The organism is Xanthomonas hyacinthi, from assembly GCF_009769165.1.
Classification (GTDB): Bacteria; Pseudomonadota; Gammaproteobacteria; order Xanthomonadales; family Xanthomonadaceae; genus Xanthomonas_A; species Xanthomonas_A hyacinthi.
The window spans coordinates 3,932,662-3,956,542 of sequence record NZ_CP043476.1 but is presented as its reverse complement, the minus strand read 5'-3'; the positions used below and the strand labels follow the sequence as shown (position 1 = coordinate 3,956,542).

Genomic DNA, 23,881 nt, shown 5'->3' with positions numbered 1-23,881 from the left:
GACGCTGGTTCGGCGGCCGTCGAAAACGCACGCGGCACCGAACCCGAGAGCCGGTGCCGCGCAGTGGACGGGCGTGCCCGTCGTGGTGAAGCGCTAGCCGATCAGGCGCGGCGCGCCATCATCAGCTTCTTGATCTCGGCGATCGCCAGCGCCGGGTTCAGCCCCTTCGGGCAGGTCCGCGCGCAGTTCATGATGGTGTGGCAGCGGTACAGCTTGAACGGATCTTCCAGATCGTCCAGGCGCGCACCGCTGTCCTCGTCGCGCGAGTCGATGATCCAGCGGTAGGCCTGCAGCAGGATCGCCGGGCCCAGGTAGCGCTCGCCGTTCCACCAGTAGCTCGGGCAGCTGGTCGAGCAGCACGCGCACAGGATGCACTCGTACAGGCCGTCGAGCTTCTTGCGGTCTTCCGGCGACTGCAGCCGCTCGCGGTCCGGCGGCGGCGGGGTCTGGGTGCGGATCCACGGCTTGATCGAGGCGTACTGCGCGTAGAAGTGGGTCAGGTCCGGTACCAGGTCCTTGATCACGTCCATGTGCGGCAGCGGATAGATCGGCACCTCGGCCTTGCCGCAGTCGGCGATCGCCTTGGTGCAGGCCAGCGTATTGGTGCCGTCGATGTTCATCGCGCACGAACCGCAGATCCCTTCGCGGCAGGAACGGCGGAAGGTCAGGGTCGGATCGATCTCGTTCTTGATCTTGATCAGCGCGTCCAGGACCATCGGGCCGCACGCGTCCAGATCCACCTCGTAGGTGTCGGTGCGCGGGTTGCTGTCGTCGTCCGGATTCCAACGGTAGACCTTGAAGGTGCGTGCGTTCTTCGCGCCGGTGGCGGGAAAGTGCTTGCCCTTGCCGATCTTGGAATTCTTGGGGAGGGTGAACTCTGCCATGGCTTTAAAATCCGGGAATGGGGATTGGGGAATGGGGAATGGGAAGCAGGGGCGAAGAGCGCAGGCGCTTTTCTCGATTCCCCATTCCCGATTCCCGATTCCCGGCTTTGGTCAGTACACGCGCGGTTTCGGCGGCACCACGTCGACGTCCTTGCTGAGCGTGTACATGTGCACCGGGCGGTAGTCGAAGCTGCACTGGCCCTTGTCGTCGACGCTGACCAGGGTGTGCTTCTGCCAGTCGACGTCGTCGCGGTCCGGGAAGTCCTCGTGCGCATGCGCGCCGCGGCTTTCCTTGCGCTGCTCGGCCGAGTTGATCGTCGCCACCGCGTTGAGCAGCAGGTTGTTCAGCTCGTAGGTCTCGATCAGGTCCGAATTCCATACCAGCGAGCGGTCGGAAACCTTGACGTCTTCGAAGGTGGCGTAGATCTCGGCCATCTTGTCCACGCCTTCCTTGAGCGTCTTGCTGGTGCGGAACACCGCCGCGTCGGACTGCATGGTGCGCTGCATCTTGTCGCGGATCACCGAGGTCGGGGTGCCGCCGTTGGAATTGCGCAGCTTGTCGAGCAGGCCCAGCGCCTTGTCGCAGGCATCGCCGGGCAGGGTCTTGTGCGGCGCGCCGGTCTTGATGGTCTCGGCGCAGCGGTTGGCCACCGCGCGGCCGAACACCACCAGGTCCAGCAGCGAGTTGGAACCCAGGCGGTTGGCGCCGTGCACCGACACGCAGGCCGCCTCGCCGATCGCGTACAGGCCCGGCACCACCGAATCGGGGTTGTCGCCATCCTTGCGCACCACTTCGCCGTGGTAGTTGGTGGGGATGCCGCCCATGTTGTAGTGCACGGTCGGGATCACCGGGATCGGCTGCTTGGCCACGTCGACGCCGGCGAAGATGTGCGCGCTCTCGGCGATGCCGGGCAGCTTCTCGTTGATCACGTCCGGGCCGAGGTGGGTCAGGTCGAGCAGGATGTGGTCCTTGTGCTCGCCGACGCCGCGGCCTTCGCGGATCTCGACGGTCATCGAACGCGACACCACGTCGCGCGAGGCCAGGTCCTTGTAGTGCGGCGCGTAGCGCTCCATGAAGCGCTCGCCGTTGCTGTTGCGCAGGATGCCGCCTTCGCCGCGCACGCCTTCGGTGATCAGGCAGCCGGCGCCGTAGATGCCGGTGGGATGGAACTGCACGAACTCCATGTCCTGCATCGGCAGGCCGGCGCGCATCACCAGGCCGCCGCCGTCGCCGGTGCAGGTGTGCGCGGAGGTGGCGCTGAAATAGGCGCGGCCGTAGCCGCCGGTGGCCAGCACCACGCCGTGGGCGCGGAACAGGTGCAGCGAGCCTTCGGCCATGTCCAGCGCCAGCACGCCGCGGCACACGCCTTCCTCGTCGAAGATCAGGTCCAGCGCGAAGTATTCGATCATGAAGCGCGCGTCGCGCGCCAGCGACTGCTGGTACAGCGTGTGCAGCATGGCGTGGCCGGTGCGGTCGGCGGCGGCGCAGGTGCGCTGCGCGGACGGGCCTTCGCCGTACTTGGTGGTCATGCCGCCGAACGGACGCTGGTAGATCTTGCCGTCCTCGGTACGGCTGAACGGCACGCCGTAATGCTCCAGCTCGATGATCGCCGGGATCGCCTCGCGGCACATGTACTCGATCGCGTCCTGGTCGCCCAGCCAGTCCGAACCCTTGATGGTGTCGTAGAAGTGGTAGCGCCAGTCGTCCTCGCCCATGTTGCCGAGCGCGGCGGAGATGCCGCCCTGCGCGGCCACGGTGTGCGAGCGGGTCGGGAAGACCTTGGTCAGGCAGACCGTCTGCAGGCCCTTGGCGGCCAGGCCGAAGGTGGCGCGCAGGCCGGCGCCGCCGGCGCCGACCACGACCATGTCGTACTTGTGTTCGGTGATCTTGTAAGCGGACATCTAATTTGAATTCCTGTTCCGGGCGCCGATCAGGCGCTGCCCAGCGCGATGCGGGCGACCGCGAATACACCGACGATCGCACCGAGCACGGCGACGAACTTCACCGTGGTCTGCAGCGCCAGGGCCAGCAGCGAGTTGTGCACGTAGTCTTCGAGGATCACCTGCAGGCCGAGCTGCGCATGCCAGAACATGGCGATCAGGAAGCCGACCAGCAGCACCGCGTTCCACGGCTTGGCCACCGCCTCGGCGGCGGTGACGTAGTCGGCGCCGAGCAGGCGCAGCACGAACACCAGGAACCAGATGCTCAGGCCGACCAGCGCGGTGGCGGTGAGCCGCTGCAGCACGAAGTGCTCGGTGCCGGACTTGGCGGCACCGAGGCCGCGCGCGTTCTTCAACGGGGTGCGGTACCTGCTCATGCGGCGGCTCCGGTCAGCACGTAGGCCCAGATCAGTGCGACCAGGACCAGGCTGCCGATCGCCGACAGCCAGCTGCTGCGCACGAAGGCGGGAATGCTGAAGCCGCGGCCGAAGTCCTGCACGATGTGGCGCAGGCCATTGCACAGGTGGTAGGCGAAGGCCCAGCTCCAGGCGAACAGGAACAGCTGGCCGTACCAGGCGCCGGCCATGCCGCGGAAGCAGTTCCAGGAGGCCGGGCCAAGCATCAGCACCAGCAGCGCGGCGGCGATGATCAGGGCACCCACAGACAGGATGATGCCGGTGGCTCGATGCAGGATCGAGGTGGCCATCTGGATCTGCCAGCGATAGACCTGCAGGTGGGGGGAAAGAGGACGTTCGCGGGTCGCCATTCGCTGGGCTCGTTGTCTCGGCTGGGCGGCGTGCTTAAGGCCGCGTTGGCTCAAAGCTGCTTAAAAATCGATGCAGCGTCCGTTTTTCTCCCAGTCGCCGTAGCGCGTCGGCTCGAGGCCGCCGCGACCGCCGATTTCCCGCAGCGCAGGCGTCGCTTCCGGAGTTGTCTCCTCGGCGGGTCGCTGCGTTTCGGGATCGGACTCGGGTGTGGGGGTTGGTTGGCCTATCATGCGGGTCTCACAACAGCCCAATTTTAGTCCTCTCCCTCGTGCCTGACAACCTGAATCTCACTTTCGACGGTTTTTCCGCGCTGCCAGACCTGCAATACGTGGCATTGAGCGGCGCAGATGCAGTGGCTTTCGCCCAGGCGCAGTTCGCCAACGACGTGCAGGCGCTGCGCAACGGCCACTGGCAGTGGAGCGCCTGGCTCAGTGCAAAAGGCCGGGTGATCGCGCTGTTCGCGCTGCTGCGGCGCGCCGACGACGCCGTGCTGTTGCTGCTGCCCGACGGCGGCGCGGCGGACCTGGCCACGGCGCTGAACCGGTTCGTGTTCCGGCGCAAGGTGCGCATCGCCGCGCACGACGACCTGCACGCCTGCGCGCGCCTGGCAGCGCCCGCGCAGGCGCAAGGCGCGGCGCTGGCCGAGCGCGACGGCGGCGCGATCGAGCTGGACATGGGCGGCGACGGCCTGCCGCGCACGCTGCTGCTGGCGCCGGCGGCGCCAGCCACGCCGGCCGCGGCCGACCCGGCCTTCGCCGCCGCCTGGCGGCACGCCGACCTGCGCCTGGGCCTGGCCCGGCTCGACCCCAGCCAGCGCGAGCAATGGACCCCGCAGCAGCTGGCACTGGACCGGCTGCACGCGTTCAGCGTGAAGAAGGGCTGCTATCCGGGCCAGGAGATCGTCGCCCGCACCCATTTCCTGGGCAAGGCCAAGCGCGCGCTGCAGCTGCTGGCGGTGGACGGCGTGGCCGCGGTCGGTGCGCAGGTGCTGCGCGACGGGCAGGCGCTGGGCAGCGTGGTCAGCGTCGCCGGCACGCTGGCGCTGGCGGTGCTGCCGCTGGAGGACGTGCCGCCGACCAACCTGAGCATCGGCGCGCATCGCGCGCAATGGCAGCCGCTGCACGCCGGCCTGGCGCGCTGAGCGCGGGCAGCGCGGCGCAAAACCACCTGCCCTTGCCTGCGCTGTGCCCGGGCGCAGCGCAGCGTTCGATGATGCAAACGGCCAGCGCCGTTCGCGGCATCGCTCAGGCGGCCGACAGGCGCTCGCCGCTCTCCGGATCGAAGAAATGCAGCGCCGCGCCGCGCACCGCCACGCGCAGGCGCTCGCCCAGCCCGGGCAGCGCGCGCGGCGACACCCGCATCACCAGCGGCTGGCCGCCGTGGCTGAGGTTGACGAAGATCTCGTTGCCGACCGGCTCGATCACCTCGACCGTCGTGTCGAACCCGCCCTGCCCGTCCGCGCTGGGCTGCAGGTGCTCCGGGCGCACACCGATCGCGAGCGGCCGGCGCAGCCACTGCGGCGCCACGTGGGCGCCGTGCAGCGGCACCCGGCCGCCGTCGGCCATCTGCAGCTGCAGGCCGTCGTCCTCAAGCAGTTGCCCCTGCAGCACGTTCATCGCCGGGCTGCCGAGGAAGCCGGCCACGAACAGGTTGGCCGGGCGGTCGTACAGCGCCATCGGCGTGTCGATCTGCTGGATCAGCCCGTCCTTGAGCACCACGATGCGCTGGCCCAGGGTCATCGCCTCGACCTGGTCGTGGGTCACGTAGATCATCGTGGTGCCGAGCTTGCGGTGCAGCTGCGCGATCTCGGTGCGCACCGAGTGGCGCAGCTTGGCGTCCAGGTTCGACAGCGGCTCGTCGAGCAGGAACACCGCCGGCTCGCGCACCAGCGCGCGGCCCAGCGCCACGCGCTGGCGCTGGCCGCCGGACATCGCCCGCGGCAGCTTGCCCAGCATCGGGGTCAGGCCCAGCGTGTCGGCGGCAGCGGCGACGCGGCGCGCGATGACCTCCTTGCTCTCGCCGCGCAGCTTCAGCCCGAACGCCAGGTTCTCGGCCACGGTCATGTGCGGGTACAGCGCGTAGCTCTGGAACACCATCGCGATGTCGCGGTCCTTCGGCGCCACGTCGTTGACCACGCGCTCGCCGATGCGCAGCTCGCCGCCGCTGATCTCCTCCAGCCCGGCGATCATGCGCAGCAGGGTGGACTTGCCGCAGCCCGACGGCCCGACCAGCACCATCAGTTCGCCGTCGGCCACTTCGAAGCTGGCCCCGTGCACGGCGACCTGGCCGTTGTCGTAGACCTTGCGGATGTTGTCCAGTTGTACTTTCGCCATGGTGCGGTATCCGATTCCGGCAGGAGGGACGGGCTGCCGCCGGTCCCTCCCGAAGGCAGCGCATACGAATGCGCTTCGCATCGTGCCAGCGACACAGGCAACAATGGCAGCGCAATGCGGTATTCTGCCATGTAACCGTTTTCACGGGGCAACATCGACGCCTGGGAGGGCTTGCGATGCGATCCGCCAGCCGCCGTCCCGGCGTGCGCCGAGCGCCGACCCTGATGCCTGAGGCATTAGACAGGTATGCTCAGAGGTCTGGCAGTCGTATTCATCTCCCGGATCGTGCGGTCCCGCCTGGCGGTCGATGGTCGCTCTGCCCCCGCGCGAGCTGCAGGACGGATACAGGCCGGTCCCGCCGCTTGCTTACCAACGCCACGTCACTACTAGCCCCCAGGTGATCGACGAAATGTCACCCGAAACCGAAAACCGGTCGATGCACGATACGTTCCTGCTGTTTGGCGCCACCGGCGATCTGGCCCAGCGCTACCTGTTCCCGTCGCTGCTGCGCATGCTCGACGACGGCTTCCTGCCGGACGACTTCCGCATCCGCGCGCTGGCGCTGTCGCCGCACGACACCGCCAAGTTCCACGAGATCCTCAAGCCGCGGCTGCAGGCGGCGATGCCGCAGGTCAGCGAGGCGGTGATCCAGTCGCTGCTGGATCGCACCGACTACCGCTCGGTGGACCTGCGCAACGCCGAGTCGGTGGCCGAGGCGGTGCGCGAGCTGGCCTCGCGCAAGTGCGTCAGCTACCTGGCGATCCCGCCGGGGCTGTACATCAGCACCTGCCAGGGCCTGGCCCTGGGCGGCGCGCTGGCCGCGCCGAACCGGCTGATGCTGGAGAAGCCGATCGGCCACGACTCGGCCAGCGCGCGCGAGATCCTGCAGGCGATCGGCGCGCTGATCGACGAGGACCGCGTGTTCCGCCTGGACCACTACCTGGGCAAGGCGGCGGTGCAGAACCTGATCGCGCTGCGCTTCGGCAACACGCTGCTGGAAGCGGTGTGGAACCGCAACTACATCGAATCGGTGGAGATCCTGGTCGCCGAGAGCGAGGGCGTGGACGGCCGCGACGCCTACTATGCGCGCTCCGGCGCGCTGCGCGACATGGTCCAGAGCCACATCCTGCAGCTGCTGTGCCTGGTGGCGATGGAGCCGCCGGCCTCGCTGGAAGCGGACCGCATCCGCGACGAGAAGGTCAAGGTGCTGCGCGCGCTGCGTCCACTGCAGGCCGCGCACGCCGCGCGCGACAGCGTGCGCGGGCGCTACACCGCCGGCAGCATCAACGGCCAGCAGGCGCAGGCCTACCAGCCGCCGCAAGGCAGCGACGTGGAAACCTTCGTCGGCGTCACCGCCCACATCGACAACTGGCGCTGGGCCGGGGTGCCGTTCCGGCTGTGCACCGGCAAGCGCCTGGCCGAGCGCACCACGCGCATCGTGGTCACGCTCAAGCCGGTCACGCATTGGCTGTTCGAGCGCCCCGACGCGCAGCACGTGGCGCCGAACCGGCTGACCTTCCAGCTGCAGCCGCAGGAGAACATCGAACTGGGCCTGATGAGCAGCCTGGCCGGCCCGGAATGGGGCGCGCTGGAACTGCAGCCGCTGGAACTGGAACTGTCGGTGCCGACCGGCCTGCATCGGCGCATCGCCTACGAGCGGCTGATGCTCGACGCGCTCAACGGCAACCACGCGCTGTTCGTGCGCGACGACGAAGTGCGCGCGGCCTGGGCCTGGATCGACAGCGTCAGCGACGCCTGGGCGCAGGCGCAACTGCCGCTGCTGCCCTACCCGGCCGGCAGCTGGGGGCCGCAGGAAGCCGAGCGTTACGTGTCCGCCGACGACGCCAGCGCCGTGCATCGGGACAGCCCATGAGCGCGCCGCTGCGGCCGGTGCTGGTCGCCGACATCGGCGGCACCAACGCGCGCTTCGCGCTGGCCGACCTCGGCGCCTCCACGCCGCTGCTCGACGACAGCACCCAGACCTATGCGGTGGTGGAGTTCCCGTCGCTGGGCGACGCGGCGCGCCACTACCTGCAGCAGACCGGGGTGGATGCGCGCAGCGGCGTGTTCGCCGTGGCCGGGCGGGTGGACGGCGACGAGGCGCGGATCACCAACCATCCGTGGGTGATTTCGCGCTCGCGCACCCGCGCCATGCTCGGCTTCGACGAACTGCACCTGATCAACGACTTCGCCGCGCAGGCGATGGCGATCAGCCTGCTGCAGCCGCAGGACGTGGTCCAGGTCGGCGGCGCGGCGTGGCAGCCGGCGCCGATCGTACAGCCGCGCAACTACGCGGTGATCGGCCCCGGCACCGGCCTGGGCGTGGGCGGCCTGCTGATCCGCGACGGCCGCTGCTACCCGCTGGAAACCGAGGGCGGCCACGTCAGCTTCCCGCCCGGCACGCCCGAGGAGATCCGCATCCTGGAGCTGCTGTCGCAGCAGTTCGGGCGCGTGTCCAACGAACGCCTGATCTGCGGCCCCGGCCTGGTCAACATCCATCGCGCGCTCAGCGAGATCGCCGGCGACAACCCGGGGCCGCTGCAGCCGGCGGACATCACCGAACGCGCCGCGCAGGGCGACTACCGCGCGATGCGCACGATCGACGTGTTCTGCGCGGTGTTCGGCGCCATCGCCGGCGACCTGGTGCTGGTGCACGGCGCCTGGGACGGCGTGTTCCTGACCGGCGGGCTGGTGCCGAAGATGCTCGATGCGCTGCAACACTCCGGCTTTCGCCAGCGCTTCGAGCACAAGGGCCGCTTTTCGTCGATCATGGCGCGGGTGCCGTCGCTGGCGGTGACCCACCCCCGTCCAGGTCTGCTCGGCGCCGCCGCTTATGCGGTCGATGCCGAGCGGCAATCTCCAGGAGTCGCTGCATGAGCCCCACGTTGTCCGATCGCATCACCCTGATCCGTTACGACGATCCCGACGAATGGATCGACGCGGCGGCAGCCGAGATCGGCGACGCGCTGCGCGAGGAAATCGAACGGCGCGGCGGCGCGCGGCTGCTGCTGTCCGGCGGCACCACCCCGGCGCCGGTGTACCAGGCGCTGGCCGAGCTGCCGCTGGACTGGACCAAGCTGGAAGTGGGCCTGGTCGACGAGCGCTGGCTGTCGCCGCAGGACAGCGACAGCAACGCCTACCTGGTCCGGCAACGCTTCCTGGAGCGTGCCGAAGGCGCGCGCTTCGAGCCGCTGGTGCGGGTCGGCAAGCCGCTGCAGGACTGCGTGCACGCCGCCAACCTGCATGCGCAGCACGCGCCTGCGGCGTGCATGGCGGTGCTGGGCATGGGTGGCGACGGCCACACCGCCTCGCTGTTCCCCGGCGCCACCGACCTGGGCAAGGCGCTGGCCAATCCGCTGCCCTACGCGCCGCTCGACGCCACCGGCTGCCCCGGCGCCAACACCTGGCCGCTGCGCATCACCCTGACCCCGGCCGGGCTGACGCCGATCGGCCAGCGCCTGCTGCTGCTGCGCGGCAAGCAGAAGCTCGAGGTACTCGAGCGCGCGCTGGCCGGCAGCGATGCGCACGAATTCCCGATCCGCGTCGCCTTCGACACGCCCGGTGCGCGCTTGCGCGTGCATTGGTGCGAGTGAGGCCGGGATTGGGGAATCGGGAATCGGGAATGGGAACAGCCGCGCGCTGCCACCTTCCCGGTTTGTTCGAGTTCCTCGTTCCGTTATGCGATCACTTCCCCACACTTCATAGCCACTTCAGCCAATGACCCTGCATCCGAACATCCACGCGATCACCGAACGCCTCCGCGCGCGCAGCGTGCCGTCGCGGCGCGCCTACCTGGCCGGCATCGATGCCGCCCTGCGCGACGGCCCGTTCCGCAGCCGCCTGAGCTGCGGCAACCTGGCGCACGGCTTCGCCGCCAGCGGCCCGACCGACAAGAGCCGGCTGGAAGGCGGCATCACCCCGAACCTGGGCATCGTCAGCGCCTACAACGACATGCTGTCGGCGCACCAGCCGTTCGAGCATTACCCCGAAATCATCCGCAGCACCGCGCGCGCGCTCGGCGCCACCGCGCAGGTCGCCGGCGGCGTACCGGCGATGTGCGACGGCGTGACCCAGGGCCGCCCGGGCATGGAGCTGTCGTTGTTCTCGCGCGACGTGATCGCCCAGGCCACCGCGATCGGGCTCAGCCACGACATGTTCGACAGCACCATCTACCTGGGCGTGTGCGACAAGATCGTGCCCGGCCTGCTGATCGGCGCACTGGCCTTCGGCCACCTGCCGGCGGTGTTCGTGCCGGCCGGGCCGATGACCCCGGGCATCCCCAACAAGCAGAAGGCCGAAGTGCGCGAGCGCTACGCCGCCGGCCAGGCCAGCCGCGAGGAACTGCTGGCCGCCGAATCGGCCTCCTACCACGCGCCCGGCACCTGCACCTTCTACGGCACCGCCAATTCCAACCAGGTGTTGCTGGAAGCGATGGGCGTGCAGCTGCCTGGCGCCTCGTTCGTCAATCCGGGCACGCCGCTGCGCGATGCGCTGACCCAGCAGGCCACCGAGCGCGCGCTGCGCATCACCGCGCTGGGCAGCGATTTCCGCCCACTCGGCCGGCTGATCGACGAACGCGCGATCGTCAACGCCGCGGTCGCGCTGATGGCCACCGGCGGCTCCACCAACCACACCATCCATTGGGTAGCGGTGGCGCGTGCGGCCGGCATCGTGCTGACCTGGGACGATCTGGACGAGCTGTCGCAGATCGTGCCGCTGCTGACCCGGGTGTATCCCAACGGCGAGGCCGACGTGAACCATTTCGCCGCTGCCGGCGGCGTGGGTTTCGTGTTCCGCGAGCTGATGGACGCCGGGCTGATGCACGACGACCTGGCCACCATCGTGCCCGGCGGCATGCGCGCCTACGGCGACGAGCCGTGCGTGCAGAACGGCGCGCTGGCCTATGTGCCGAGCCCGGCCAGGAGCGCCGACGAGGCGGTGGTACGCCCGGCCTCGAACCCGTTCGAGGCGCAGGGCGGGCTGCGCCTGCTGCGCGGCAATCTCGGCCGCTCGCTGATCAAGCTGTCGGCGGTGAAGCCGGAGTTCCGCACCATCGAGGCGCCGGCGGTGGTGATCGACGCGCCGCAGGCCTTGAACAAGCTGCACGCCGCCGGGGTGCTGCCGCACGACTTCGTGGTGGTGCTGCGCTACCAGGGCCCGCGCGCCAACGGCATGCCGGAACTGCACTCGCTGGCGCCGTTGCTGGGCCTGCTGCAGAACCAGGGCCGGCGCGTGGCGCTGGTCACCGACGGACGCCTGTCCGGCGCCTCGGGCAAGTTCCCGGCCGCCATCCACGTGACCCCGGAAGCGGCGCGCGGCGGCCCGATCGCGCGCGTGCGCGAAGGCGATATCGTGCGCCTGGACGGCGAGGCCGGCACCCTGGAAGTGCTGGTGGATGCCGCCGAATGGGCGACGCGTGCGCTGGCGCCGAACACCGCGCCGGCCGCGCACGACCTCGGCCGCAACCTGTTCGCGCTCAATCGCCGCGTGGTCGGCCCTGCGGACCAGGGCGCGATCTCGATCTCCTGCGGCCCGCCCGCGGCCGATGGCGACGTCTGGGACTACGACGCCGAGTACGACCTGGGCCGCAGCAGCGAGGCCGCTGCCGCGCCGCACGAGGCAAAGGACGCGTAAGCCTGCGACCCGGAGCGGCGCCACCCGCACCACGCCTACCGCACCACACCTACCATCACGCCTAGCCCGCGTCGGCCGCCTGCGGCCGATGCACAACACCCGCCATCATCGCGAACACGAGACCCTCATGACCATCGCCGAACACCAGAACAAAGCCGAACACCTCCTGCACGCCGCCGGCATCCTGCCGGTCGTCACCGTCCACAGCCTGGACGAGGCGCGCCGCGTCTCCGCCGCGCTGCTCGAAGGCGGCCTGCCGGCGATCGAGCTGACCTTGCGCACGCCGGTGGCGATGCAGGCGCTGGCGATGCTCAAGCGCGAGCTGCCGGACATCATGATCGGCGCCGGCACCGTGCTCAGCGAAATCCAGCTGCGCCAGTCGATCGACGCCGGCGCCGATTTCATCGTCACCCCGGGCACGCCGCCGGCACTGGCCGACGCGCTGGCGCAAGCGCCGTTGCCGGTGGTGCCGGGCGCGGCCACCCCGACCGAACTGCTGGCGCTGATGGCGCGCGGCTTCCGCGTCTGCAAGCTGTTCCCGGCCACCGCGGTCGGCGGCCTGGCGATGCTCAAGGGCCTGGCCGGTCCGCTGGCGGACCTGAAGCTGTGCCCCACCGGCGGCATCGGCGAAAGCACCGCCGCCGACTACCTGGCGCAGCCGAACGTGGTCTGCATCGGCGGCTCGTGGATGGTGCCGAAGGAGTGGCTGGCCAACGGCGAGTGGGACAAGGTGCGGGAGAGCGCGGCGAAGGCGGCGGCCATTGTCCGCTCTGTAGGGAATCGGAAACCGGGAATCGGGAATCGGTAAGCCGGGACTTCGAGGCTCAGGACTCAGGACTCGAAAAGCGAACAAAAAAAGCGCCGGCATGCCGGCGCTTTTTCTTTTGCTGTTCCGATTCCCGATTCCCCACTCCCCATTCCCAGCTTCAACGCACCTCAATCTGCACATCCGCCGGCAACGAACGGATCCGCAGCTCGCCGTTTTCCCACTGCGCTGCTTCGCCGTTGACCAGGGTGCGCCCGGGTTCGCCCGGATGCGGCCACGGCAGCACCAGGCCGCCGCTGGGCACGCGCAGGCCGCCGCTGATGCCCAGGGTCAGGCGATTCTTCTGCTGCCGCAGCTGGTAGCTCAGCTCGCCCTGCGGGGTGCGCAGGTCCTGGATCGCGATGCCCTTGCCGTCGAACCACGCCGCCGGCACGCCGGCCGCCAGCACCAGGCTGTCGTCGATGTCGCGCGTATAGGCAAACATGTCCAGCACCGAGCGCACGAAGTCCGACGCCACCCAGGCATGCGGCAGGTCGCCGACGAAGAACGGCTTGCGCGGCGTGGGCGAGACCACTTCGGCCCATTGGTTCCAGGGCTGCGGCGCGCGGTCCTTGAAGAAGAACTGGGTCGCATCCCAGGCGCGCTCGCGCCAGCCCAGGCGCACGAACGCGGCGACGTTGCGCCACTCGTACGGGGTGTAGTCCTTCCATTCGCGCTGGCCGTCGCGGCGGCTGGCGAACTCGCCCCAGTAGCGCTCGAAGGTGCGGTTCAGCAGCTGCGGCGGCAGTCGTCCCTGCTCGCCGCCCGGCGCCAGCGCGATGGTCGTGGAGGTGGGATCGAAATCGCCCAGCTCGGCCGAACCCGGCAGGAAATCGATGTGGTGCTGCTGCGCGGCGCTGTCCAGCGAGGCGTACAGGTCCTGGCGGAACGCGTCGCGCGCGGCGGCCAAACGCGCCGCATCGTCGATGCGGCCCAGCTCGGCGGCGATCGCCACCGCGTCCTTGTAGCCGCGCAGCGCCCAGAAATTGTCCCAGTACGAATGCATCGGCTTGGCCGAATAGCCTTCGTGGCTGATCGATACCGGCATCATCCCGTAGAACGCCGGATTGCGCGCGCGGTTCTCCTCGGTGCGCTCGCTCAGCCGCAGTTGTTCCATGTACGCGTACGCGGCCAGCACGTGCGGCCACATCTTCTCCAGGAACGCGCGGTCGCCGCTGTAGCGGTAGTAGTCGGCGACGCCGAAGATCAGTTCGCCGTGGCTGTCGTTCTCCGGCACCGGGTCGCTGCCGCGGTCGTCCACGCAGCACGGCACCATGCCGTTGGCGAACTGGTACGGCGCGTACCAATCCAGGTATTCGCGCACCACGTCGGCACGGCCCAGGCGCAGCAGGCCTTCGGAAATCATCGCGCCATCGCGGATCCAGCTGCGCGAATACGAGCGCGTGCCCGGCTGCAGGCGCGGCCCGATCCGCGAGATCAGCATGTGCGCCAGCGCGGTGCGCAGGGTGTCGGCCAGCGCCTTGCCCTCGGCCGGCACGTGCAGCTGCACCCGGTCCAGCTTCTCGCGCCACTGCGCGGCCACCAGCTGTTGCGCGCGCGCCGCATCGAACCCGGTCGGCAGCGCCTGCGCACCGGTCTGCGGAATCAGCAAGGCCACTTCACGCACCTCGCCCGGGGCCAGGCGCCCGCGGTACAGCAGCGCGCCCGAGGCCAGGCCGTCGGCATCGGCCGCCTGCTGCGGCAGCGCGGCGCCATCGGCGGCCAGCCGCTCGATGTCGATGCCGGCGTCGAACGCGGTGGCATAGGCCGCGTCGGGCTTCTGCACCGCGAACACGCGCGGCTCGCCATTGACCTGCACCTGGGCGCCGTCGAACGCCAGCAGATGGATCGGACTGACCCCGCCGACGGTGTTGAGGAACTGGCTGGGCGGATTCACCTGGAACGGCCGCACCGCCAGCGCCAGGGTGTAGTCGTGCGGCTTCTTGCTTGGGTTGCTGAGCCGGTAGCGCGCCACCAGCTGCGCCTGCTCCGGCGTGCCCTGCACGAAGGCGGTGATGCGCAGGCCGGCGTTGTCGTGGCTCCAGTCCACGCTCGGGATCGGCAGGTAGTCGTCCTGCAGGCTCTGCGCGGTCTTCACGTCGGCCCAGCTCAGGCGCTCGCCGTCCAGCAGCAGGAACGGCTCGATGCTGAAGCCGCCCTTGCCCACTTCGATCGCGCCATCCTCGCCGACCAGCCCCTGCTCGCGGCCGCCGTCCAGGCCGACGATGGTCCAGTACGGTTGCTCGCCGCTGAAGCCGCGCGGGAACCAGCCGCGGGTGGAATCGGCCGCCACCGACTTGACGAAGTCGTTCGGGGTCGCGGCGAAGGCCAGCGGCTGCAGCGCGATATCGGCGATGCCGTAGCGGAAGCTGGGGCCGTCCTCCAGGTCGATGCGCACGTAGCGCGCCTCGGTTTCGGGCATCGGCAACCAGTCGGTGCCGCCGTTGCCGGCGCTGACGCTGCGCAGCTCGCGCCAGCTGCGGCCGTCGGCCGAGCCCTGCAGCTTGTAGCGCGAGGCATACACGCCCGGCGCCCACTGCACCTTGGCGCCGCCGAACTCGCGCACCTTGCCCAGGTCGAGCATGATCGTCTGAGTCTTGGCGTTGCCGCTGTACCACACCGTGTCCGGCTTGCCGTCGGCGATGCGCTGCTCCAAGGCCGGTGCGGTGTCGGCGCTGACCTTCACCGTCAGCGGCGAATCGTCCTGCGGCGGTAGCGGGGTCAGGCTCAGCTGGTCGAAGCACACCGTGCCCTTGCCGCCGACCTGGTTGTAGATGGTGAACTCGACCTGCGCGCTGCGCTTGAGCTCCTTCTCCGGACTCGGCCCCCAGGCCTTGTCGATCTGCCGCTTCTTGAAGCTGAGCGTGGTCCACTGCTTGGGGAAGTCGTAGCGCGGCCGGTTGACCCACCACACGTTGTCGCCGCTGGCGTCGACCAGCTTGAACTGCAGGTCGTTGCTCGGCGAATCGCCGCGCAGCTGGAACGCGAGCTGGTAGTTGTCCGGATAGTCGATCGGGATCGCGCGGCGGATGCCGGCATAGCCGGAGACGCCGTTGAAGTCGTAATCCAGGCAGATCGCCTTGGCGCGACCGCCGCTGGCGGCCTGCACCAGCCGGGTCGAGGCGGTGATCTGGTTGGAAACGACGATCTGCCAGTTGTCGAGGTTGTTGAAACCGTCCAGCGGCACCGGCGCGGTCGGCGCTGCGGCGCAGGCCTGCGCCGCCGCCAGGCCCAGGATGGCCATCGTCCACCGCCTGCTCGTCATCGCCGTTCCCGTCATGAACCTCTTCCCCGTTGTGTCGTTGGCTTTTTTGTAGGAGGGGCTCTTGTCCCCTTTTCGGGATCAGCCCCGACGCTGTACCGGTAAGGCGTCGGGGCTGAAGCCCCTGCTACAGGTGCGCGCCCATCATGGCCGGCGATTCGCACGACCCCACACGCGTACATCCTCCATGCCCTCCATGGCAAAGCATACCGGCTCCGGACACGCCGGCCCGGCCATCCATGGCCGGGCGTTCGGGAACGCGCGAGCCAATGGCTCGCAAGCGCATCGCCGCACTCGCATCTTTCCCATGCCATCCCTGGCGCAACGGATCGGCTCCGGACAACCCGGCCTGGCCATCCATGGCCAGGCGTTCGGCGCAACGCGCGCCAGTGGCGCTCCATGATCGGCAAAACCGCTGCCATCCGTGGCGCAATACTCCCACTCCAGAACGTCCGGCCCGGCCATCCATGGCCGGGCGTTCGGGAACGCGCGAGCCAATGGCTCGCAAGCGCGCTCCCTCACCCCTTCACGCTACCCAGCAGCAAGCCTTGGATGTAGTAGCGCTGCAGCGCCAGGAACAGCGCCAGCACCGGGATCACCGTCACCACCGCGCCGGCCATCATCATCTCCACGTCCATGATGTGCTCGCGCGACAGCGCCGCCAGCGCCACCGGCAAGGTGTAGTGCTCCTGGTCGGTCAGTACGATCAGCGGCCACATGAAGTCGTTCCACGCGGCCATGAAGGTGAAGATGGTCAGCGTCACCAGCACCGGCTTGAGCATCGGCAGCACGATCTGGAAGAAGATGCGCAGCTCGCCGGCACCGTCGATGCGCGCCGCCTCCAGCAACTCGTCCGGGATCGAGCGCGCGTACTGCCGCACCAGGAAGATGCCGAACACCGTCGCCAGCGCCGGCACCACCACCCCGCCGAAGTTGTTGACCAGGTGCAGCTGCTTCATCAGCAGGAACAGCGGCAGCATCGCCACCTGCGCCGGGATCACCAGCGCCGCCAGCAGGACCTGGAAGATCCGCTCCTTGCCGACGAAGCGCAGCTTGGCGAAGGCGTAGCCGGCCATGGTGTTGACCAGCAGCGAGCCGAAGGTGATCGCGCACGACACCAGCAGGCTGTTGGCGAAATTGCGGGCCATGCCGGTGCGCGAGAACAGCTCGCCGTAGTTGGCCAGGGTCGGGCCGGTGGGCAGCAGCGGCGGCGGGAAGCGGCTGGCCTGTCCGGCCGGCATGAACGACACCGACAGCATCCACAGCAGCGGCGCCAGGCTGATCAACGCCAGCACCAGCAGCCCGCCGTTGACCAGCAGCGTGTTCCAGCGCGACGCACCGATTTCGCGGCTCATACCAGGTCCTTCTTGCGGCCGAAGCGCAGCATCACGGAGGTCACTCCCAGGATGATCAGGAACAGCAGGAACGCCACCGCCGACGCGCGGCCGAGGTTCCACCACTTGAAGCCTTCCTCGAACATGAAGTACAGCACGCTGACCGTGCTTTGCAGCGGGTCGCCGCGGGTCATCACGTAGGGTTCGGCGAACAGCTGGAAATAGCCAGACACGGTGATCACCCCGACCACCAGCAGCACCGGCCCCAGCATCGGCAGGGTGATGTGCAGGAACTGCCGCCACTTCGACGCGCCGTCGATGCGCGCGGCCTCGTACAGGTCCTGCGGGATGCCCTGCAGGCCGGCCAGGAAGATCACCATGTTGTAGCCGAAGTTCTTCCACACCGCGAACAGCATGATCGTCGGCATCGCCCAGTGCGGGTCGCCGAGCCAGTCGATCGGGCCGATGCCCAGATGGCTCAGGCCGTAGTTGACCAGGCCGTAGCTGGTGTGGAACAGGTAGCGCCAGATCACCGCCACCGCCACCAGCGTGGTCACCACCGGCGCGAACAACGCGGTGCGGAACAGCGCCTTGAACCGCGCCACCGGCGCATTGAGCAGCAGCGCCGCGCCCAGCGAGGCAGCGATCGACAGCGGCACGCCGACGATGACGAAGTAGGTGGTGTTCCACAGCGACTTCCAGAACATCTGCGTCTGCAGCAACTCGATGTAGTTGCCGAAGCCGACGAAGCGCAGGTGGTTGCTGTCGGCCAGCGCGTACAGGTCGAAATCGGTGACGCTCAGCGCCAGCGCCGACAACACCGGCAGGCCGAAGAACACGCCGATCACGAGCAGCGCCGGCCCGGCGAACAGCCAGCCGACCAGGGAACCGCGCTTCATGGCGCCGCTCCCGCAGCCGGCGCCGCCGCTGCCTGCGGATGCTGCTGCTGGTAGATCCAGCGCCGCTTCTCCAGGATTTCGTCCACGCGCTTGTCCAGATCCTGCACCGCCTGCTCCTGGCTTTCGCCGCCGCGCACCACGCGCTCGGTGACCAGCCGCATTTCCTGCACGATGCGCTCCCACTCCAACACCTTCGGCGCCGGCTTGACCCGCTCCAGCTGATCGCGGAACGCGTGCGCCAACGGATCGTTGGCCAGCGACGGATACGCCCAGGTGCTGCGCCGTGGCGGCATGTCGCCGATCAGCGCGTGGAACCGCGCCTGGGTCTGCGGCCGCGACAGGAACTCGATCAGCTTCCACGCCGCGTCCTTCTGCTGCGACTTGCGGAAGATCACCAGGCTGGTGCCGCCGGCGATACCGGCGCCCGGGCCGCTCGGACCCGGCAACGGCATCGTGCCCCACTGCCCTTTCAGCGCCGCCGGCTCCAGCTTGCGGAACTCGCGGATATTCCACGGCCCGGAGATGTAGAACGCATAGAAGCCGTTGAAGAATTCGTCCCACACGTTGGAGATCTGGGTCTCGGACATCTTCGGCGCCCAGCCCTGTTCGAACATGTTGGCGTAGAAGCCCAGCGCCTTGCGGAAACCGGGGCTGCGGAAGTTGCCGTAGTTGTTGTGGTCGCGCAGCAACGGATCGTCCAGCTGCAGGCCCAGCGACAGCTGCTGCTCGAATTCGTTGATCGGCATCAGGATCGCGTAGCGCTTCGGCCCCACGTGCTGCTTCACCGCGGCCATGGCCTGCTCCCACTCGGCCCAGGTCTGCGGCAGTTTTTCCACGCCCGCATCCTTCAGCATGTCCTTGCGGTAGAACAGCAGGCGCGTGTCCACGTACCACGGCACCCCGTACAGTTGGCCGTCGATGACGCTGGTATCCCAGATGCCGGCGAAGTAATCCTTCGGATCGACCACCTTGGACGTGTCCACGTAGGGCTGCAGCGGCTGCAGCGTATCCAGCGCGGCGAATTCGGGAATCCAGGTGTTGCCGAGCTGGCACACGTCGGGCAGCCCGTCGGCGGCGAACGCGGTCAACAGCTTCTCGTGCGCGGCGGTCCACGGGATGTTCTGGATATCCACGTGGATACCGGGATGTTCCTTCTCGAACTCGGGGATCAGCTCGGCCACCACCTCGGCCTCGCGACCCATCGCCCAGAACCGCACCACCTCGCCCTGCGGCGCGCGCGCGCAACCGCACACGGCCAGCACCAGCACGCCCAGCGTCACCCAGCGACGCATCATCCGCAACGCGCTCATTGCGGATTCTGCGGTTGGCGCTGCGCGGGATTGGGCTGCGCCTCGGCGGACGCGGCGCGCGATTCGGCGATGCCCAGCGCGCGCGCCACGGCGGCCTGTTCGTCCTTCTTCGGCAGCGGTTGCGCCTCGCCTTCCGGGGTCAGCCAGCCGCCGCTGAAGCCGGCGCGTTCCAGGCCGGTGCGCAGGTACTTGTTCTTCTTCATCACGGTCCAGACGAACTCGTTGCGGTAATTGGCGATCATCGTGACGATCGCGCCCTGATCGATGCCGATGTAGTCGCCAGCGACCCAGCCGCGGTTGGGCAGCATGCGCCCGGTCTTGAGCGGGATATCGTAGTTGAAGCTGGGATTGAACGAATCCAGGAAGCCGTAGCTGGAATAGATGAAGTCGCCGAAGCGCTTGTGCATCTCCTGCGTCGCCGGGATCGCCACTTCCGGCGCGAACACGATCGAGGACACCGCCGCGGTCGGCGCGATCGTGCCGTCGTCGAAGGCCTCGAACAATCCGGCGCCGCGGGTGCGGTAATGGAAGAACTGGCGCTGTTCGCCGCGGTAGTCCTGGGTGGTGTTCTGCGGGCCGTCGCTGGCGGTCAGGCCCCACACGTTCTCGCCGTACTCCTTCCACTTCATCGGGTTGTCGATGGCGTACTCGCGCTGCGCGAGCGTGGCGCGGCGGCTATTGAGGAAGTAGTCGATGCCGTGCTCGCGCATGTACTGGTCCTGGATGTCGCGGAAGTCGATCCAGACGTGGTTGTACTGGTGCGCGAACAACGGCCCGAACGCCAGGTATTCCTGGCCGTAGTACACGCCCCAATCCTTGTTGTAGGTGCGCGTCCACTCCTGCCACGCATCGGGTTCCACCGGATGGGTCGGCGAGCCCAGCGCCAGCAGGTAGACCATCATGCCTTCGTTGTAGCCCATCCAGTCGTGCTGGATGAAGCCGCGCTCGGGGTACCAGCCCATCGTGATCAGCGGCGTGCGCTGCTGCATCCACTTCCAGTCCACGCGCCGATACAGCGTGTCGGCGATCTGCCGGATCTCCTTCTCGTCGGCGCTGTCGCCCTCGTAGTAGGACTGCGCGAACAGCACGCCCATCATCAGCAGCGCGGTGTCCACGCTCGACAGTTCCACCCACTGGTCGTAGCGCAGGCCTTTCTGCATGTCCAGGAAGTGGTAGTAGAAGCCCTTGTAGCCGGCGCGGCCGGTGCGCTGCGGACCGACCGGCACATCGCGCAGGAAGCGCAGCGTGGTCAGGGTGCGTTGCACCGCCTGCTCGCGGCTGATCCAGCCGTTCTCGTAGCCGATCGGATAGACGGTGAGCGCAAAACCGATCGAGGCGATGCTGGCGAACGGGCGCGACGGGTAGCGGTCCACCGCCAGGCCGTTCTGCTCGTTGGTGGTGTCCCAGAAGAACTGGAAGGTGCGCCGTTCGATGTCGTCGAACAGCGGCGGCAATTCGGGTTTGACCAGCTTGGGGGGGAGTTCCGCTTCGATCAGGATCACTTTTACCGGCTTCTTGTCCGTTACGGAGGGCTCCTCGGTTTTCTTGCAGGATGCCAGCAGCGTGACCGCCGCCAGCAGCAGGACCAATGGTGAGCGTGCGACGCTGCCCGGTTTCATGCCTTCGACACCCCTGTGAAATCGCTTACATGCACGGTTGAACCTATCCCATTCCGGGATCCGCTGCGATCGCCACGCAACCTTCCGTGGCGGCCTTGCTGCAATCGCTTACCAATTCAGGCCGAACGACAGCCGGACCGTGCGCATCTGACCATAGATCTGGTCATCGGTGGTGCCATACGCGGTGTCCCGGTCGGTCGCGGTACCGGTATTGGCGCCGTAGCCGTTGTAGTTGATCCAGTTGAACACATTGAGCACGTCGGCACGGACGTTGAACTTGACGTTGCTGCCGGTGTCCCACTGCTTGTTCAAGGTCAGGCTCAGGTCCTTGTAGCCGATGCTGCGGTCCGGCGTGAACTCGGCGATGTAGCACTGGTCGTTGCCGGCCAGGCAGTTGCTGCCGTAGAACGGCGTGGGCGTGGACAGGGTCAGCTTGCCGGACAGGGTGATGGCCCACGGCAAGTCGTAGATCGCGGTCGCGACCAGGCGATGCTTGGGCACGCCGGCGGCCTGGTGCCAGCCGTAGCCGCCGATGCTCGGGTAGTCGAGCGAATAGTGCTCGCCGAACTGGCGGTTCTCCCTGGCATTGCTGTAGGTGTAGGCCAGGGTCACGCCCCAGCCGGACTTGGTGGTGTACGGCTTGTCGATCTTCAGCCCCAGCGAGTCGTTGCGCGTCTCCAGCGCATTGGTGCCGAGCAGCACGCTGCCGAAGCCGTCCGGGCCTTCGCCGAACGGCGCGCCATAGGTGGTGCCAGGGGCGAAGAACGAACCGTCGGCGCGGCGGTTGCCGAGCATGAACGCGAAGCCGTCATGGCTGGCGATGTGCGACAGCGTCGCCTCGGTGTTCCACCGATTGCCCCACAGGTCCACCGCATTGCGCATGCCCAGGCTGAACTGGTCCGAGTACGGGGTCTTGATGGCGTTGTCGATCAGGTAGATCTCGCGCCCGCTGCCGGCGCCGCCGCCGGCCACCAGAGCCTGCAGCGTGGCCGGATCCAGGTACGACGGATCCCAGGCCAGGCATGGCTGGCCGCGGCACGGATTGGCCGCCGACTGGAAGTAGTAGGTGTAGGAACGGAAGCTGCCGTTGAGCTGTTCCAGCGACAGGTAGTCGAAGATGTTGCGGTCGTAGGCGCGGCCGGCGCCGCCGAAGATCACGTGGCGCTGATCGCCGGCCAGATCGTAGGAAAAGCCCAGGCGCGGCTGCCAGGCATCCTTGAACGCCTTGCGGTTGTTGCCGGTGCTGATGTAGTCGCGGATGGTGTAGTCGGCGTTGTCGAGGTTGCTCCAGTTCAACAGTGCCGAAGCGACGTCGGCCGGGGTCTGGAAGTTCAGGAACGACGGGGTCTTCTCGTAGTCCCAGCGCACGCCCAGATTCAGGGTCAGGTGCTCGTTGACCTCCCAGTCGTCCTGCAGGTAGATGCCGTACTGCTTGTTCTTGGAGACCGCGTTGCCGCCGCCGGTGCCGGCGACCGCATCGCCGAACTGCACCTGGTAGGGAACTTCGGTGCTGGTCAGGATGTTGTAGTAGAACTGCGGGTTGTACGGGATCTGCTGCAGCGTGTTGAGTTCCACGTGCTTGTACTTGACGCCCATCTTCAGCGTGTGCGTGCCGTACCACTGCAGATCCTGGATGGTCAGGTCGTCCTGCAGGCCCGTGCCCTTTTGGCCCTTGCGCTGGTAGTTGGAGCCGGCGCCGACGCTGAGGATGGTGTCCGGATTGCCGTCGGCCGGGTAGTACATCAGGTTGTAGCCGAGTCCGTCGTTGACCGCCTGCGGATTGACGAAGGAGTTCTCGTAGGTCAGGTGCGCGTCATTGATGATGCGGCCGTAGGTGAACTGGTAGCGCAGGTCGGCGCGCTTGTCTTCCTGGTAGGTATCGGTCGCATACGAGGCGGCGTTGCTGCCGTCGATGCCGTCGACCGAGGTCTCCTTGCGGTACTTGCCGCTGAGCTCGAAGTAGTGGTTCTCGCCGATGGTCCAGTCGAGCTTGCCGAAGTACAGGTCTTCCTTGAACGGCTGCGGATAGGTGCCGATCTGCGACTGCAGGTTCGCCGGCAGTTCGTCGACGCGGTCGCGATAGATCGAACCGGCCTGGACCACGCCCGGAGTCACGTATTCCTTGGCCTCGTAGGCGACGAAGAAGTGCGCCACGTCCTTGAGGATCGGGCCGCTGAAGGTGGCGCCGTACTGCTCTTCCTTGAACGCGTCGCGCTTGCCGTCGCGTTCTTCCAGCGGGCTGGGCTTGCGCCACTTGTCGTTGCTGTAGTCCCAGAAGAAGCTGCCCTCGAACTGGTTGCCGCCCGAGCGTGTGGCCGCGACCACCGCGGCGCTGCTGAGCTGGTCGAACTCGGCCTTGTAGTTGGAGGTGATGACCTTGTATTCGCCGATTGCCGACTGCGGAAACGGGTTGCCGCGGCTCGAATCCTGGCCGCTGACGCCGCCGGTGAGCACGTAGTTCTTCTGGCTGACGCCGTCGATGAACACGTTGGTGCCATTGGCCGAGGTGGCGCCGGAGCGCATCGTGGTGTTGCCCTGGCCGTCGCGGCTGAACTGCACGCCCGGCACGGTATCGGCCAGCTCCAGGAAGTTGCGGGTCGCGCGCGGCAGCGACTCGATCAGCTTGTTGGAGATGTAAGTGGCGTTCTCCGAGGTGCGGGTTTCCAGTAGCGCCGGCGCGGTGACGTTGACCGCGCCGAGCGTGGTGGCATCGCCGGCGGTCGCGGTGGCCGCGCCGCCGCCCACGCCCAGGTTCAGCGTCGCCACCTGGCCGACCTGCACGGTGACGTTCTGCGAGGCGGTCTGGCCATTGGCGGCGACGTCGATGCGATAGGAACCCGGCGGCAGACCGCCGAGGGCGTACGCCCCGTTGTTGGCCTGCACGCTGCGGCTCAGGCCGGTGGCCAGGTTGATGGCGGTGACCTGCGCGGTGGCGGCCGGCGCGGAATCGACCATGACCTGCCCACGGATGGTGGCGCCGGTGCTCTGCGCGAACGCCGGTGCCGCCCCCAGCAGCAGGCAACTGGCCAGGGCGCAGCTCAACAGCTTGCGTGCCGGCCGCGCGCAACGTGGGGTGTGCTTCATGCGGTGCTT

18 protein-coding genes are annotated in these 23,881 nt (G+C 68.2%); 6 read left to right on the top strand and 12 right to left on the bottom strand.

All coding sequences use genetic code 11. The features are described 5' to 3' along the window. Positions 1-101 precede the first annotated feature (101 nt). The 5 genes from FZ025_RS17370 to FZ025_RS17350 all read right to left on the bottom strand — a co-directional run bounded on the left by FZ025_RS17370 (position 102) and on the right by FZ025_RS17350 (position 3,822). A complete protein-coding gene (locus FZ025_RS17370) occupies positions 102-884 on the bottom strand; it encodes a succinate dehydrogenase iron-sulfur subunit (protein ID WP_046979044.1) in 783 nt (260 codons plus the stop codon). Between the two features lie 111 nt (positions 885-995). Next, positions 996-2,786, bottom strand: a complete 1,791-nt coding sequence (gene sdhA / locus FZ025_RS17365) for a succinate dehydrogenase flavoprotein subunit (protein ID WP_046979045.1) — start codon at positions 2,784-2,786, stop codon at positions 996-998. Between the two features lie 29 nt (positions 2,787-2,815). Then, a complete protein-coding gene (gene sdhD / locus FZ025_RS17360) occupies positions 2,816-3,202 on the bottom strand; it encodes a succinate dehydrogenase, hydrophobic membrane anchor protein (protein ID WP_046979046.1) in 387 nt (128 codons plus the stop codon). Next, positions 3,199-3,591, bottom strand: a complete 393-nt coding sequence (sdhC, locus tag FZ025_RS17355; RefSeq protein WP_046979047.1) for a succinate dehydrogenase, cytochrome b556 subunit — start codon at positions 3,589-3,591, stop codon at positions 3,199-3,201. Before sdhC ends, sdhD begins: the two co-directional genes overlap by 4 nt. 60 nt (positions 3,592-3,651) lie before the next feature. Beyond that, positions 3,652-3,822, bottom strand: a complete 171-nt coding sequence (locus FZ025_RS17350; protein WP_104557996.1) for a DUF1674 domain-containing protein — start codon at positions 3,820-3,822, stop codon at positions 3,652-3,654. A gap of 38 nt (positions 3,823-3,860) precedes the next feature. Here FZ025_RS17350 and ygfZ point away from each other — a divergent pair, with 38 nt between their 5' ends. Continuing rightward, the gene (gene ygfZ / locus FZ025_RS17345) at positions 3,861-4,733 is read left to right on the top strand and encodes a CAF17-like 4Fe-4S cluster assembly/insertion protein YgfZ (protein WP_104557994.1); all 873 of its coding nucleotides are present in this window, start codon (positions 3,861-3,863) and stop codon (positions 4,731-4,733) included. Positions 4,734-4,836: 103 nt separating this feature from the next. Here the strand turns inward: ygfZ and FZ025_RS17340 are convergent, their stop codons facing one another. Then, the gene (locus FZ025_RS17340) at positions 4,837-5,925 is read right to left on the bottom strand and encodes an ABC transporter ATP-binding protein (protein WP_104557992.1); all 1,089 of its coding nucleotides are present in this window, start codon (positions 5,923-5,925) and stop codon (positions 4,837-4,839) included. 436 nt (positions 5,926-6,361) lie between these two features. On the opposite strand from FZ025_RS17340, the gene zwf reads away from it, so the two are divergent. The 5 genes from zwf (at position 6,362) to FZ025_RS17315 (ending at position 12,367) form a co-directional block, all read left to right on the top strand. Beyond that, entirely contained in the window at positions 6,362-7,798 is a 1,437-nt protein-coding gene (gene zwf / locus FZ025_RS17335; RefSeq protein WP_104557990.1) for a glucose-6-phosphate dehydrogenase, read from the top strand. Beyond that, a complete protein-coding gene (gene glk / locus FZ025_RS17330) occupies positions 7,795-8,802 on the top strand; it encodes a glucokinase (RefSeq protein ID WP_104557988.1) in 1,008 nt (335 codons plus the stop codon). The genes zwf and glk overlap by 4 nt, the downstream gene beginning before the upstream one ends. Further along, on the top strand, positions 8,799-9,518 hold the full coding sequence (locus FZ025_RS17325) for a 6-phosphogluconolactonase (protein ID WP_104557987.1): 720 nt from the start codon (positions 8,799-8,801) through the stop codon (positions 9,516-9,518). Before glk ends, FZ025_RS17325 begins: the two co-directional genes overlap by 4 nt. 124 nt (positions 9,519-9,642) lie before the next feature. After that, complete coding sequence (gene edd / locus FZ025_RS17320; protein ID WP_104557985.1) at positions 9,643-11,559, top strand: phosphogluconate dehydratase; 1,917 nt, start codon at positions 9,643-9,645, stop codon at positions 11,557-11,559. 127 nt (positions 11,560-11,686) lie between these two features. Next, a complete protein-coding gene (locus FZ025_RS17315) occupies positions 11,687-12,367 on the top strand; it encodes a bifunctional 4-hydroxy-2-oxoglutarate aldolase/2-dehydro-3-deoxy-phosphogluconate aldolase (protein ID WP_104557983.1) in 681 nt (226 codons plus the stop codon). Positions 12,368-12,485: 118 nt separating this feature from the next. Here the strand turns inward: FZ025_RS17315 and FZ025_RS17310 are convergent, their stop codons facing one another. The 6 genes from FZ025_RS17310 to FZ025_RS17285 form a co-directional block, all read right to left on the bottom strand. Then, the gene (locus FZ025_RS17310) at positions 12,486-15,608 is read right to left on the bottom strand and encodes a discoidin domain-containing protein (protein WP_104557981.1); all 3,123 of its coding nucleotides are present in this window, start codon (positions 15,606-15,608) and stop codon (positions 12,486-12,488) included. 536 nt (positions 15,609-16,144) lie between these two features. Next, positions 16,145-16,981: a carbohydrate ABC transporter permease gene (locus tag FZ025_RS17305; RefSeq protein WP_104557979.1), complete on the bottom strand. Its 837-nt coding sequence runs from the start codon at positions 16,979-16,981 to the stop codon at positions 16,145-16,147. After that, entirely contained in the window at positions 16,978-17,859 is an 882-nt protein-coding gene (locus FZ025_RS17300) for a carbohydrate ABC transporter permease (RefSeq protein WP_104557977.1), read from the bottom strand. The genes FZ025_RS17305 and FZ025_RS17300 overlap by 4 nt, the downstream gene beginning before the upstream one ends. Beyond that, entirely contained in the window at positions 17,856-19,154 is a 1,299-nt protein-coding gene (locus tag FZ025_RS17295; protein WP_104558106.1) for a sugar ABC transporter substrate-binding protein, read from the bottom strand. Before FZ025_RS17295 ends, FZ025_RS17300 begins: the two co-directional genes overlap by 4 nt. Before the next feature lie 11 nt (positions 19,155-19,165). Next, positions 19,166-20,788, bottom strand: a complete 1,623-nt coding sequence (locus FZ025_RS17290) for a glucoamylase family protein (RefSeq protein WP_104557975.1) — start codon at positions 20,786-20,788, stop codon at positions 19,166-19,168. Between the two features lie 108 nt (positions 20,789-20,896). Next, positions 20,897-23,872 carry a TonB-dependent receptor gene (locus FZ025_RS17285; RefSeq protein ID WP_104557973.1) on the bottom strand — a complete coding sequence of 992 codons (2,976 nt, stop codon included), beginning with the start codon at positions 23,870-23,872 and terminating at the stop codon, positions 20,897-20,899. Between the last annotated feature and the right edge of the window lie 9 nt (positions 23,873-23,881).

What these genes read in the sequence shown, in the direction of transcription:
- sdhD (WP_046979046.1), bottom strand. Translation starts at nt 3,202, where the DNA reads ATGAGCAGGTACCGCACCCCGTTGAAGAACGCGCGCGGCCTCGGTGCC.
- FZ025_RS17300 (WP_104557977.1), bottom strand. Translation starts at nt 17,859, where the DNA reads ATGAAGCGCGGTTCCCTGGTCGGCTGGCTGTTCGCCGGGCCGGCGCTG.
- FZ025_RS17310 (WP_104557981.1), bottom strand. Translation starts at nt 15,608, where the DNA reads ATGGCCATCCTGGGCCTGGCGGCGGCGCAGGCCTGCGCCGCAGCGCCG.
- zwf (WP_104557990.1), top strand. Translation starts at nt 6,362, where the DNA reads ATGCACGATACGTTCCTGCTGTTTGGCGCCACCGGCGATCTGGCCCAG.
- FZ025_RS17350 (WP_104557996.1), bottom strand. Translation starts at nt 3,822, where the DNA reads ATGATAGGCCAACCAACCCCCACACCCGAGTCCGATCCCGAAACGCAG.
- FZ025_RS17315 (WP_104557983.1), top strand. Translation starts at nt 11,687, where the DNA reads ATGACCATCGCCGAACACCAGAACAAAGCCGAACACCTCCTGCACGCC.
- FZ025_RS17295 (WP_104558106.1), bottom strand. Translation starts at nt 19,154, where the DNA reads ATGATGCGTCGCTGGGTGACGCTGGGCGTGCTGGTGCTGGCCGTGTGC.
- sdhC (WP_046979047.1), bottom strand. Translation starts at nt 3,591, where the DNA reads ATGGCGACCCGCGAACGTCCTCTTTCCCCCCACCTGCAGGTCTATCGC.
- glk (WP_104557988.1), top strand. Translation starts at nt 7,795, where the DNA reads ATGAGCGCGCCGCTGCGGCCGGTGCTGGTCGCCGACATCGGCGGCACC.
- FZ025_RS17325 (WP_104557987.1), top strand. Translation starts at nt 8,799, where the DNA reads ATGAGCCCCACGTTGTCCGATCGCATCACCCTGATCCGTTACGACGAT.
- edd (WP_104557985.1), top strand. Translation starts at nt 9,643, where the DNA reads ATGACCCTGCATCCGAACATCCACGCGATCACCGAACGCCTCCGCGCG.
- FZ025_RS17305 (WP_104557979.1), bottom strand. Translation starts at nt 16,981, where the DNA reads ATGAGCCGCGAAATCGGTGCGTCGCGCTGGAACACGCTGCTGGTCAAC.
- FZ025_RS17290 (WP_104557975.1), bottom strand. Translation starts at nt 20,788, where the DNA reads ATGAAACCGGGCAGCGTCGCACGCTCACCATTGGTCCTGCTGCTGGCG.
- FZ025_RS17285 (WP_104557973.1), bottom strand. Translation starts at nt 23,872, where the DNA reads ATGAAGCACACCCCACGTTGCGCGCGGCCGGCACGCAAGCTGTTGAGC.
- FZ025_RS17340 (WP_104557992.1), bottom strand. Translation starts at nt 5,925, where the DNA reads ATGGCGAAAGTACAACTGGACAACATCCGCAAGGTCTACGACAACGGC.
- FZ025_RS17370 (WP_046979044.1), bottom strand. Translation starts at nt 884, where the DNA reads ATGGCAGAGTTCACCCTCCCCAAGAATTCCAAGATCGGCAAGGGCAAG.
- sdhA (WP_046979045.1), bottom strand. Translation starts at nt 2,786, where the DNA reads ATGTCCGCTTACAAGATCACCGAACACAAGTACGACATGGTCGTGGTC.